A 13,464-nucleotide genomic window follows, 5' to 3' on the forward strand; every position below is an offset into this window, starting at 1 on the left:
GAATCTTATTTGAACTTTAAATTCGTTAATTAATGCTTATTTTTTGTCTGACGAGTTTGAATCCATCATCACTTCACTTGATTCTCCACGGTTTTCGGTTACACCCATTTCCATGATAGTATCACAATGGATTTGTAAGTTGCGGCGTGGCATTGCTCTCTGGGTTGGATTACCTGCCGATTTTTCAGCCAACATTTTTAACATTAATCTGTTACGTTCTTTTGCTACGCTCATGTGCATCTGGTCGTCTTTCTCAACATCAAAATAAACAGTACCATCAACGATAGTTTTTTCAGGACGAGCATAAATAGAAAGTGGATTGTTGTTCCAAAGAACCACGTCTGCATCTTTACCTACTTTGATACTTCCCAAACGATTATCAAGGTGAAGCATTTTAGCAGGGTTCAAGGTTACCATTTTCCAGGCATCTTCTTCTGAAACACCACCGTACAATACAGTTTTAGCAGCCTCCTGATTCAAACGACGAGCCATTTCAGCATCATCAGAATTGATAGCTGTATTAACACCCATTTTAGTTAAGATAGCTGCATTATAAGGAATCGCTTCTTTTACTTCCATTTTGTAAGCCCACCAGTCCGAGAAAGTTGATGCTGATACTCCATGATTTTTCATTTTGTCAGCCAGTTTGTAACCTTCCAGAATGTGGGTAAAAGTATTGATATTAAAGTTGAAAGTTTCAGCTACTTTCATCATCATGTTAATCTCAGACTGTACATAAGAGTGACACGTAATGAAACGTTTTTTGTTCATGATTTCAACCAAAGCGTCCAATTCAAGGTCTTTTTTAGGTGGGGTAACCCCATTTTTATTGGCTAATCCATTATAGGCTTTCCATGCTTTTTCGTACTCCGTTGCTCTCTGGAAAGCATCCATATAAACCTGCTCAACACCCATACGAGTAGCAGGGAAACGGGTAGTTGCTTGTGCGCTATTCCCTTGTTTTACGTTTTCACCCAAGGCAAACTTGATGAAACCATCTGCACCTTTAATTAACAAGTTATTAGGATTTTCACCCCATTTCAATTTAATCAAAGCTGATTGACCACCAATACAGTCAGCCGAACCGTGCAATAACTGAGAAGATGTAACACCACCTGCCAACTGGCGATAAATATTAATATCTTCTGAGTTTACCACATCTTCCTGACGGACCTCAGCTGATACACTTTGTACTTCGTTTATTGAAAATAAAGCAATATGTGAGTGCTCATCAAAAATACCATTGGTTAAGTGCTTGCCTGTACCGTCGATAGTTTTAGCACCCGCAGGAGCAGTCAGGTTTTTACCAACCTGTGCAATTTTACCATTTTGTAGCAACACATCAGTATTTTGAACAATTCCTTCTTTTTCGTTTGTCCAAACCGTTGCGTTTTTAATCAACATGGTTTCCTGTTGAGGTTTGGTCTCGCTACCATAAGCCGTGAACGGGAACAATACTTTACCAACCTCAGTAGTCTTTGCTTTGGTCGTGTCTTTCTTCGTAGTTTCTTTGGCCGCTTCTTTATAAATAGCCGACCATTTTACTTGTCTGCCATCGGGCAATACACCTTCACCTTTAATATTTTTACCATCATAATAGCCACTCAAACGCGTATCATTCGGGTCTCTTCTTTCCAGTTTGGTAGTAATAGTAAATAAGTCTGATAATCGGGTAACTTTAGTGGCAATCTTTACTGTATCATTTGCCAAAACCTGATATTCGGGTTTATCAATTTTACCTGATATATTCAGTTTTAAACCTGTTTTATCACCCACTGTCAAGTCATATACACCTCTCACATCAGTTACATTCATATCGCTGATGATATATCTTTTACCCTGAATCCAGTTTTCATAAATCACATTGTCTTTACTGAAAAGATTATCAGAGGTGATAATGAAGTTGGCAACCATGCCTTTTTTCAAACTTCCTAACATATTATCAACTTTTAATAATTTAGCTGGAGCACTTGTTAAGGCTTCAAGCGCTTTGCTTTCTGGTAGCCCATTTTCAATAGCTTTTCTCAGGTTTGTCCAGAAATCAGCTTTATTTCTTAAACCATTAGTGGTTATAGCAAAGCTTATACCTGCTTTAGAAACATATCCGGCATTATATGGAGCCATTTCCCAGTGTTTCATTTCTGTTAAAGAAACCTGCGATGCATCAAATGGGTCTTCTACATCATATGCAGTAGGGAAATTCAATGGAAGGATCAATGGATTACCTAATACTTTGATTTCGTCCAGACGTTGGTATTCGTCTCCAGCTCCCTTAAAAATGTACTGAACACCAAATTCTTTGCCGATTTTATCACCTCTCAAAACTGCTAATTTATCGGTAGCTTCATAGATTTGTGGTAAGCCCTGGATTTCGTTGAAGGCCTCTAACGAAAGGTTTCTTTCTTCTTTGTTGCCACCTTTTTTGTACCATTCTGCATCATAATAAGTCTGGCGAAGCAATGCTACCGAACCCATCATAGATACCGGATATGTTTGTGTAGAAGTTCCTTTGCTTAATGAATAGTGTGCAGACGATTTCTCTTTAATTAATAAATCATGTTCTTTACCATCACCTAAAGCAACTAAAGCACCCGAACCACGTACAATACCATCGGCAATATGAACACTTGCTGCTCCAAAGCCGATTTTTCTCATTTCTTCAGCTTTTTGCGCATTGGCTTTAAATTCTTTACCAGCCTCTACCTCAGGTTTTACTGCCTGATTCCAGTCATAAGCACCTTTTTTGTTGCTTTCCATTTGACCACCGCCAAAACCACCGCGGCCTCCACCTTGTGGACGAACGATTTCAGGCATGCCATAATCTGAATAAATGTCAATCAGACCCGGATAAATTCTTTTACCTTTAAGGTCATAAACTACTGTTCCGCCTGGAACTTTAAGATCTTTGCCAACTGATTCGATAACCCCGTTTCTGATATAAATCATGGCGTTGTCAACTACAGTTTGTGCATCAACTACGATGGTTGCATTTTTGAATGCATACTGCCCCGGACGTTCGTCATAAACGCCATTGCGAGGGAAGGTAACCTGTGAAAATGCTTGAATGTTGATGAATAAGATGAAAAAACTGAGAAGGATTTTCTTCATGGATAGGTTTGTGATGTTTGGTTAATGATATTGCGAATTTGATAAATTTGCCTTAATAAACAAAACTATTAATACTTTTGCAGTCAGAATCGTCTAAATGTTATAAAAACGCTTTTAAAAGTGAAAATCAATAGACAGAGTGCAATCTCAAAATTTAACAATTTTTCTACTAAAAGTACCCCATTTCTATTTATAATTGACTTTCAAGGTGAAAATTGTGTGGTAGAACCGCTTGACAGAATCAATAGTAAAGAGCTTAAATTTTGGGTAAACGGGAAGACAAATGTAATTGTTGAAACAGATGATTTTGAGGGGAAGGAAGAGGTAAAACTGGAAAAATACCCAATAGATTTTTTGCAATACAAAAAAGGGTTTGATTATGTGCAGAAGAATATTTTTCAGGGAAATAGTTTTTTGACTAACTTAACCTGCGAAACGCCTATCAGTTTGAATATTAGTTTGCCGGAAGTTTTCAAGCGAAGTCAGGCAAAATACAAACTCTGGTGGAAAGACCATTTTGTCTGTTTTTCGCCAGAGATTTTTGTGCAGATTGATGAAACAGGCAAAATTTCATCGTTCCCAATGAAAGGTACAATTGATGCCTCAATACCTAATGCCGAAACCACTCTGCTGAACGACCGGAAAGAGTTTTATGAGCACACCACTATTGTAGATTTGATTCGTAATGATTTGAGTAGTGTAGCGGAAAAAGTATGGGTCGAAAAATTCAGATATATTGATAAAATAGAAACTCATGATGGAAACCAGTTATTACAATTGAGTTCTCAGGTAAGTGGATTATTGAGAAGTGACTGGCGGCAGCACTTAGGTGAAATCATTTTCGGGATGCTTCCGGCAGGTTCAATTTCAGGCGCACCGAAGAATAAAACAATTGAAATTATTTATAGCGCAGAAAAGGAAACTTATTTAGCGGATAGTATAAAAATAGGCAAAAGAGATTTTTATACGGGTATATTTGGTGTATTTGATGGTAAAACTTTAGATACCGGAGTGATGATTCGTTTTATAGAACAGAAAGCGGGTGGTGATTTAAGTTTTAAGAGTGGCGGAGGAATAACTTCGCATAGTATTGCCGAAAAAGAGTATAAGGAAATGATTCAGAAAATATATGTCCCTATTGTTCGAGACCATACTGTTGCAAAACAGAAAACTGCACAATCTTGCCTATCATAACCGGCGGATGGAGCAAAGTCGAAAAGATTTGTTAGCTATTGATAAAACGATATCTTTGGAAAGGCTAATTCAAATTCCAGACTGGATAGATGAGGGTTTGTACAGATGCAGGGTAAGATATACAACTGATATAGAAAAAATCGAGTTTTATGAGTATCGATTTAATCATCCTGAAATTATCGAGATTGTAGAGGATACAAGCATTGTTTATCCTTATAAATTTGAAGATAGAAGACAGTTTCATCTTGCTCTTGCAGAACATCCTCATGCCAACGAGGTAATTATCACACATAATGGATATTTAACGGATTCTTCATTTTCTAATATTGCTTTATTTGATGGGAATAATTGGCTCACGCCTGATACTCCACTACTTAATGGAACTAAGAGACAATATTTGTTAGATAATAAAATTTTAAAAGAGGCTCCCATTCAGGTTGAGGACTTAAGGCATTTTAAGAAATTGTCGTTAATTAATGCTATGCGGGATTTGAATATCGTCTATGATTTTATTTTTTATCCTAATCATCTGATAATTCATGGTAAATATTGAGAATCTAATTATTGGGGCAGGCCCATCTGGTCTTTCTATTGCCGGTAGACTCAGAAAATCAGGAATACCTTTTGAGGTATTAGAAAAATCAGACAATGTTGGAATTGCCTGGAGAAACCATTACGATAGATTGCATTTGCACACAGATAAAAAATATTCTGAATTGCCTTATTTGCCATTTCCTAAAGACTATCCGACATTTATTTCTAAACACCAATATATTGCATATCTTGACAAATATGTGCAGGAGTTCGATATAAAGCCTGTTTTTAATCAGAAAGTTGTTTCAGTTAAAAAAGACGGAGTTGTTTGGATTGTGCAAACACAAGATAAAATTTATGAAGCAAAAAACGTTATAATAGCCACAGGATATAATCGGATACCTAAAATACCTGTGATTAAAGGGCAGGAAAGTTTTAATGGAGGAATAGTCCATTCTGAAAAATATAAGAATGGAAAACCATATAAAGATAAAAATGTACTGGTAGTTGGCTATGGCAACTCAGGTGCAGAGATTGCTCTCGACTTGTATGAGTATGGTGCAAATTCGTTTGTTTCGATCCGAAACCCAGTAAATATCGTTAAAAGAGAATTTAAAGGACACTCAACGCAAAGTCTGGCTATATTTTTTATTCGCTTTGGCAATAAAGTGTATGATTTTATTGCAAGACTATTTAAGAAACTGTTATTAAAAGCTGTAAGAGGAACAAATATTCCTATCTCACCTTTAGCTCCATCAGAACAATTACGTACACTTGGCAAAGTTGCCGTAATTGATGTAGGCACACTGGCGCAAATCAAGGCAGGAAATATCAGAATAATGCCGGATATTGAGCAATTGACAGACCATGCGGCTATATTTGTCAATGGAGAGAAACTCTCTGTTGATACCATAATTATGGCCACAGGGTATCATGCTCGTTTAGAAGAGTTTATTAATAATGTTTCACCATTACTCAACGAAAGAGGCTATCCTAAAGCCATGTGGTTTGATGATGACCTCTATAAAGGTCTTTATTTTATAGGGTTTAACCTGCCACTTACAGGCATTTTAAGAGATATTAATCTGAGTTCAGAGAAAATTGTAAAGCATATAAGAAAATCCCACTAAAAACATGGACAGCAGAATAATTGTGAATGGGGTTTATTGTTTGAAAATCTTTAAAAAGATGATCTTCCGAATGTCGGATACATTTAATGAGTAGTATGTTTGCATTGCGTTTGTTTTACCATTAAGTAAAAAATTGTTCAGTTTTCATTCATTTTTTGTTGTGTATGCTGATTTGATCGGTAATTTTAGTCTACAATAAATCCGTCAATTCTAAAAACAGCAATTGTATGAAAAATCTTCTATCTTTCTTCGCGCTTTTTTGTTTTCTGACTTGTTTTAAAGTGAATGCTCAGGTCTATGTTCAGGAAGCAACCGATGGTTCTGTAACCATTACCCCCAAAGGAGTAAGAGGCAAAAACGGAAACCCGGGCAATAATGATACAAACGTTTCTTTAGGCCCTCAATCCTTGAAATCTACCATCGGCAGCCAGAATGTTGCTATTGGTCTGTCTGCTCTGTTTGCTAATACTTCTGGTAGCCGGAATACGGCTTTGGGTAGCCAGGCCATTACAAATAATACAACCGGACTGGGAAATACAGGATTAGGCTACAATAGTTTATTTAATGTAACAACAGCTAACGGAGCAGTTGGTGTTGGAGAGTATTCATTGTATTCGGCCACAACAGGTGCAGATAATGTTGGTGTAGGAAGATATGTGATGTACGCTAATACCAATGGAATTGAAAATGTAGGGGTAGGAGCCTATGCTTTGTATCAGAATAATGGGGGGAATTATAATACTGCCATTGGTAATAGAAGCTTATATAGTAGTACAGGTAGCTATTATAATACAGCTGTCGGAAACAGGGCTCTATATTTTACTTTAGGAGGGGCGGCAAATGTTGCTTCAGGGGCTTATGCCATGTACTATAATACTTCAGGAAGCAACAACGTAGCTGATGGATACCAAGCCATGTATAATAATACGATTGGTCAGAGTAATGTAGCGATTGGTGCAAACGCTATGTATTCTGGCAAAGCACAAAGTTATAATACTGCAGTTGGCTCAGGAGCTATGGCCTACGCGTATAGCAGTGCAATTGCAAATGAAGGGCATAATACAGCGCTTGGTTATCAGGCGTTGAGAGGTGCAAATAGTGCTGCTACAAATTATGGTATATTTAATGTTGCTGTTGGGTCACAAACACTTTTGTTTCTGACTCAGGGATCTGCTAATACAGGAATCGGATATACAGCCTTACAAAACCTTACGAGTGGTAATTCAAATACAGCATTAGGTAGTTATGCAGGTAATAATATCACAACCGGGAACTATAATATCGCTATCGGTAACAGTTCGGGACAAAATCTTACATCAGGTGAAAATAATGTATTGATTGGTGGAGGAAATGTATCAACAGGGTCTAATAATATTACCATTGGTGTAGGAGCGAATGTACCTAATGCTTCATTGAGTAATCAGATACGTTTAGGAAATACTTCAATTACCTATGCCGGAATACAAGTAGCATGGGATGTTACTTCTGATAAAAGATGGAAGGAGCAGATTCAGCCTCTGCCTTTAGGAATTGACTTTATTAAATCGCTGAAGCCGGTTCAGTACGTGCGTAAAAATGATAAGTATAAAACAACTGAAATGGGTTTAATTGCTCAGGATTTGGAGAAGACCTTAGCTGACTTCAAAGAAGAAAATATGGGCTTGCTAAAAAAAGATGAAAATGGGTATTATTCCATTAGATATAATGACCTGATGGCACCCATGATTAAAGCTTTACAAGAGCAACAAGCCATGATTGAAAAATTGATGAAAGAAAACCAAAGTCTGATTGCAGAAGTAAAAGAAATAAAAAACACCCTTGCCACCAGTACAAACGCAATAAAAGCAAGCTCAGAATCAGAAAAATAAAACTATATCCTGAAAATGGGAGAGCCTCTTACTAACAGAAAGGCTCTCGCTGTTTTTTAAGGTAGCGCAAATGCAACATATTGATTACCTTTTTTTGCGCCTAATTTAGTTCCTCCACAAGCTAATACTATATATTGTTTGCCATTAACCTGATAGGTTGACGGAGTAGCAAAAGCTGCCGCCGGAAGCCGGGTTTCCCAGATCAGAGTTCCTGTTTTCTTATTGAATACTCTGAATTTCTCATCTTTTGTGGCTGCAATAAACAATAAACCATTGGCGGTTACGACAGGTCCACCATAGTTTTCAGAACCGGTAGTTGGGATACCCTTTTGTTTTAGGGATTCATATTCTCCAAACGGTATTTTCCAGAGATACTCACCTGTGTTCAGATCAATGGCATTTAAAGTTCCCCAAGGTGGAGAAATAGCAGGGAATCCCTTACTGTCGAGGAATTTATTATAACCTGTACTTACATATGGCAGATAGGGATTTTTAAAGCCAGTATTGCCAGAAGAACTAACTTCTTTCTTCTCTTCACCGAATAAAAAAGATACAACCGCCTGTTTTTCTGACGCACTTAGTGTTGTAAAACCTGGCATCATGCCTTTCCCATTGCTAATAATTTGTACAACAAAAGCTCTATCACGGCGTTTTTCAATTTCAACTAAAGATGGATACCCACTTCTGGTATTTCCTTTTCGGTTGGCTCCATGACAATTGGTGCAAGAAGTAGCATAAATACGCTCTCCAGTGCTTAAACCTGCCAAAGCGTCTCTTTTAGGGGTGTCTTTCATGGTTAGTATCCAGGCCATTTCATTACTATTTACATATAGGATGCCTTCCTTTGGGTCTGCTGCTGCCCCTCCCCATTCAGCCCCTCCATCAAAACCAGGTAGAATAACGGTACCTTCTTTGCTTGGAGCCGCAAATCTGTCTCGCCGATAGGTTTTGAACTTAGCTATTAATGAATCGCGGTCTTGGGCATACGGACTAATGTCATTTTCTGTTAATGTATGCGCCTGACGTGCAAATGGGGCAGGTTTAGTCGGAATAGGTTGCGTAGGCCAGGCAACCTCTCCTGGTAAATCTGATTTAGGAGCAGGAATTTCCTGAATAGGAAATAATGGTTTTCCGGTTACCCTATCAAATAAATACACATATCCTTGCTTACTTGTTTGGGCTACAGCATCAATCATCCGGCCATTATGTTTTACAGTAATAAGGTTTGGAGGTGCGGGTAAGTCTCGGTCCCAGATGTCATGGTGGGTAGTCTGGAAATGCCATAGCAGTTTACCTGTTCTGGCATCTAAGGCTAAAAGGCAATTGGCATATAAGTTTTTTCCAGTTCTTTTTCCACCATAAAAATCATAACCTGCTGAGCCTGTCGGAACATAGATAATGCCGCGTTTTCTGTCGACAGACATTCCTGCCCAATTGTTTGCTGCACCTACTTCAGTATTCTTGTATGCCTGGGTGGGCCAGGTTGAATAACCAGGTTCGCTTGGGTACGGTATAGTATGGAAAGTCCACGCTAATTTTCCTGTCTTTATATTAAATGCCCTGATGTCACCCGGAGCTGCATCGGCACCCTCTGAGAGCCGCACAGGCATTACTATCAAATCTTCGAAAATGGTGCCCGGCGTATTAGAAATAATAAATTTCTTTTGGGCAATTTCGGGAAGTCCTGTGTGTAAATCTACTCTGCCATTATCTCCGAAAGTAGTAATTGATTTACCTGTAGTCGCATCAATGGCATAGAGATATTCACCAATGGTATGCAGGATTCTTTTATCATTCCCATCGCTCCAATAAGCAACTCCACGGCTGGTACTGGCAAAACTTTTCAATTTATCTCCGAATCGCCAAATTTCTTTGCCGGTTGCTGCATCTAAAGCAAACGCCTGTACTGAGGCAGTAACTCCATACAGTACCCCATCAACAATTATTGGGTTTACCTGCATTTGACCGGAGTCTGGTGTGGAGTAAGTCCAGGCTACTTTCAGGTTGTGAACATTTTCTGGCTTAATCTGATCTAAAGTGGTGTAATGATTTCTATCTGGCCCGCCTAAGTATTCGTTCCATTCAGTATAATCTTCGTTAGCGAACTGATCGCCTTTTTGCAAAGCTGTAGCAATCAGGAAAATACCCAGCGACAACAATGCTGCGTAGATACTTTTTTTCATAGGTTTTAAGTTAAGTGTTAGGTATAGATTGAATATTACAAAAGGCTAATTCTTGTTTTCATCATGGATTTTATCAGAATCATACATGCGGGTATCTTCATAATTATCAAAAATATCTGGATATTTGGCTTTTATCCAACGGTATTGTCTGGCAGATAGAAAGATGAATTCAGGACCAGATAGCTCATCATCATTATTACCGGATAATTCATAAAAAACATAATCGGAGTTATGTTCAGTCAGTGCTTTATTGACTAATTCAATTAACCTGGCTGTATCAAACTCAAAATAGTCATAGTCAGAATCAAGTTCTTTATTTTTTGTTTTAGGTACTCCTTTGATAAACTGACTTTCACTATATTTTTTATTATTCAATTCAAAACTATATTTGAATGTTCTGTCTTTGTTGTCTCCCTTTTTTAGCATTTTCTGAAAATTGTCTTCAACTTTCATTGGATTAAAATGCCCCTTTGAAATGGTCTTAAGGGAGTCGACTAATGATTTATAGACATCTTTATAATTGTCTAATTCCCACATATTGCTTTTTACAATTACTTTAGGCAAGGCCTCTAATAGTGATTTTCCTGAACCCTGAAATCGACGGAATTTAAGAATGAAATCTTCTTTTTTCGCTTCGTTCATTGGCTCAATTAAACCAATCCTACCTAATTCAAAAAGGGTGTTCTGAAGACTATCACTACTGAACTCGCGATTATACATACTAAAGTCAACGTAGTTGTTAGGAAGCGTTTCTGACACCAGATAGGCCTGGGTGCTATCAAATAAAACAAATGAGAGTATCGGGCTTCTATAATCACAAACAATGACCAGTCGATGTGGAGAATTGATATCAGTTAAGTAATCGTTAATAATTTTAAACTGATTTTCACCAATACCGGGAAAGTATTGAGATTTTTCTTTTTTGAGAGAATCAAGCGCATTCTGAACTAATTTTGATAATGACGCATACAAGGTTTGCTCATAAGGCTTGCCGTTAATTTTTAAAGATACCAGATACTCGGTATAATCTTCGGAATCTGAAGGGGCTTTACCTACCTTATAGCTGATTTCGCTGAATTTGGTATCGGGTAATAATTCTGCGCCAAACTTGTTGAGAACATAAGTATATAATTCTGTAGGATTTTTATCAGCCAGTTCATTCATATCAATCAGGACTGCCTGCGAACTTGCCTTCAAAACATCAGACGGTTCTTTGCTTTTCTTCAGATCAAGCGATTTCCGGGCCTCCTCTGTCAGCATATTTTCTCTTTGCAAGGCATTGGCGAAATCTTCTGTACTGAATGCCTCAATCTGGGATTGATAAGAGTGGTAGGCGTTTTCAGTGAGAGGATCATTGAATATCTCGTTGTGGTTTTTATCAATGTACTCATATTGCTTCCTGGAGAGGAATATATAATTGCTTTGATTATTGAGCGAAAAAGTGCCTATGTTTCCATTAATTTTGTAGAAAGTACCATCAATCTTATTTTCTTCTAATGACGCATTAACTAATTCAATTAATTGATATTCGTTGAGGCTTACAGCATCTACATTCAGGTAACTTTCAGCACCCGGACGACCAATAAATGCTTCCCGATTTCCCTTTGGTATCTCTTGTTTATACTCATACTTCTTATCTTTAAACCTGAAACTCATTATCAGATTTCTGTCTTTATCAATACTTTTTATTATTTCGCTATCGAAGTTATCAGAAATTTTTTCGGGTTTGAATTGCTCATGCGAAATACGAGAGAGTTCTGCGATAAATGCTTTAAAAGAATTTATCTTTTCTACCTCTGTATCTGGACTAAAATTTATTTTAGCAATAATAGACGGGAAACTCAACAAAAGACTTCTTTTAACATTATTTCTATTCTGGAACTCAAATCTGAAATCGACAATTGCTTTATCAACAGACTCTTTTTTATCAACAGGTAAGATGTCATTTTCCTGAAAATCATTTAAAATCGTTGTAAGTTTTTCTCTGCTGAATCTATCGGAGAAATCACATTTTTCTGCGCCTAACAGACTTGCTAAGAACGCATTATCCTGCATTTTTGATTTGAAAAGTAAACTTTGAGTACTATCGACCAATATCAATGCTTTTCTGGCGTCTCGAACAGGTAGCAGAGGATTTATCTCATTGGCAACTACTATTAGTCGTTTATCTGACTTTTTATCGGTAAGGTAATCGTTGATTGACTGAAAATCCCTTATATTGATCCCGATTAATGGGGAAAGAACTACCGCGTACGATTTGATAATATTTGTATCAATATGTACATCAGGTGGAATGCTTTTCTGAAGGGTTTTTAACCATGAAAAATCTGTGTCTGCCTTTTGTGCATAATCAAGACCATTAATGACGTACTGCAAACGATAGGATTTTTTGTCTTTATTTATCGGGTTTTTGAAAGGTAAACCCATAGGACTATCAAATGACCGACCATTATTGCTTTTTGCTATTTCTTTGACTGAGAAATCAGTAAACCCAAACTCAGGTAGTAATTTCTTTTTAACTTCATTAAACAGATTCTGATAAATTTCTTCTCTTGTGAAATTTCCTTGTTCTTCAGGAATAACAACAACATTGTTACAGAGTGAAAGTATATCTACCTTACTTTTTAATTCATAAGGTTTATAGGATTGTTTAAGTATTCCAGCCTTTTCTTCTGATAGCATCTTAACCGCTTGTAAACTATCAATAAATTTGAATTGAATTGTTTTCTGCGAAGTGTAATTGTCATAGAACCAGGTTTGCCTGGCGGCGTAGATGAAGAAGCCAAAATCGTTTATGAGCTTTATCCGGTCTTTTTCAAGCCATTTAAGTAATTCGTTATAAACTCTTGTATCAATTAATTTAATGGCTCGTAGTTTATTGGCAAGAAGTTGATATTTTTCTTTTGATGTTTTCAGGTTCTGCTCTAATCCTAAAAATGAAAGGGGATTCTTTGCATTTACTTCACCTTCAATATCAGGTTTAAAAAACATGGTTTCACCTAATATTTTCTCTGACATTTCACGAAGTTGTATCAAGTCGTCAGCTGCGGATCCAACATTGCGGATAAGTTCAAAAATACCTACAAATCCTAAAACAGCTGCTCTTGACCGGAACAATGAGTCAGGTAGTTTGTTTAACCCTGCAAAGGGGATTCCTGAAAGACGTTGTTTAATAGCAGGATTATCTTTTGAGATTGCTTTCAGGAATCCATCCTTGCCAAACTCTGAAATAATATCTTCCTTTTGTAATGCATCAAGATATTGTTTAACCTGATCTTCAGATAAACTTTGTGCAAAAGCTGTAACAGTAAAAAATGAAAATATAAACAAAAGTATGTGTTTCATAAGCAGGCAACATTTTTATCCAAAAGTAATTTACTTTCTCATAATTAACTAAATAAGCAATGAAATATTGAGTGATGAGCGATTCTGTCTGAATAAAGATTT

Annotated in this window: 7 protein-coding genes; 4 read left to right on the forward strand and 3 right to left on the reverse strand. The window is 37.1% G+C overall.

Annotated features, from left to right (window positions below):
• Positions 1–36 precede the first annotated feature (36 nt).
• Positions 37–3,108 (reverse strand): amidohydrolase family protein, encoded by a 3,072-nt coding sequence (locus H1R81_RS06075; protein ID WP_181839766.1) that lies wholly within the window; start codon positions 3,106–3,108, stop codon positions 37–39.
• A 120-nt stretch (positions 3,109–3,228) separates the two neighbouring features.
• Between H1R81_RS06075 and H1R81_RS06080 the strand changes: the two genes are divergently transcribed.
• The 4 genes from H1R81_RS06080 to H1R81_RS06095 all read left to right on the forward strand — a co-directional run bounded on the left by H1R81_RS06080 (position 3,229) and on the right by H1R81_RS06095 (position 7,834).
• Positions 3,229–4,302, forward strand: coding sequence for an aminodeoxychorismate synthase component I (locus H1R81_RS06080; RefSeq protein ID WP_181839767.1), 1,074 nt, complete (start codon positions 3,229–3,231; stop codon positions 4,300–4,302).
• 55 nt (positions 4,303–4,357) lie between these two features.
• A complete protein-coding gene (locus tag H1R81_RS06085) occupies positions 4,358–4,855 on the forward strand; it encodes an aminotransferase class IV (protein ID WP_181839768.1) in 498 nt (165 codons plus the stop codon).
• Complete coding sequence (locus tag H1R81_RS06090) at positions 4,842–5,966, forward strand: NAD(P)/FAD-dependent oxidoreductase (protein WP_181839769.1); 1,125 nt, start codon at positions 4,842–4,844, stop codon at positions 5,964–5,966. The genes H1R81_RS06085 and H1R81_RS06090 overlap by 14 nt, the downstream gene beginning before the upstream one ends.
• Positions 5,967–6,193: 227 nt before the next feature.
• Complete coding sequence (locus tag H1R81_RS06095; RefSeq protein ID WP_181839770.1) at positions 6,194–7,834, forward strand: tail fiber domain-containing protein; 1,641 nt, start codon at positions 6,194–6,196, stop codon at positions 7,832–7,834.
• A gap of 56 nt (positions 7,835–7,890) precedes the next feature.
• Here H1R81_RS06095 and H1R81_RS06100 read toward each other — a convergent pair whose 3' ends face one another.
• Positions 7,891–10,017 carry a PQQ-binding-like beta-propeller repeat protein gene (locus tag H1R81_RS06100; protein WP_181839771.1) on the reverse strand — a complete coding sequence of 709 codons (2,127 nt, stop codon included), beginning with the start codon at positions 10,015–10,017 and terminating at the stop codon, positions 7,891–7,893.
• Positions 10,018–10,062: 45 nt separating this feature from the next.
• Positions 10,063–13,362, reverse strand: a complete 3,300-nt coding sequence (locus H1R81_RS06105) for a hypothetical protein (RefSeq protein ID WP_181839772.1) — start codon at positions 13,360–13,362, stop codon at positions 10,063–10,065.
• Between the last annotated feature and the right edge of the window lie 102 nt (positions 13,363–13,464).

Origin of the sequence: Emticicia sp. BO119 (assembly GCF_013912375.1) — a bacterium.
Taxonomy (GTDB): domain Bacteria; phylum Bacteroidota; class Bacteroidia; order Cytophagales; family Spirosomataceae; genus Emticicia.

What these genes read in the sequence shown, in the direction of transcription:
- H1R81_RS06075 (WP_181839766.1), bottom strand. Translation starts at nt 3,108, where the DNA reads ATGAAGAAAATCCTTCTCAGTTTTTTCATCTTATTCATCAACATTCAA.
- H1R81_RS06090 (WP_181839769.1), top strand. Translation starts at nt 4,842, where the DNA reads ATGGTAAATATTGAGAATCTAATTATTGGGGCAGGCCCATCTGGTCTT.
- H1R81_RS06095 (WP_181839770.1), top strand. Translation starts at nt 6,194, where the DNA reads ATGAAAAATCTTCTATCTTTCTTCGCGCTTTTTTGTTTTCTGACTTGT.
- H1R81_RS06100 (WP_181839771.1), bottom strand. Translation starts at nt 10,017, where the DNA reads ATGAAAAAAAGTATCTACGCAGCATTGTTGTCGCTGGGTATTTTCCTG.
- H1R81_RS06105 (WP_181839772.1), bottom strand. Translation starts at nt 13,362, where the DNA reads ATGAAACACATACTTTTGTTTATATTTTCATTTTTTACTGTTACAGCT.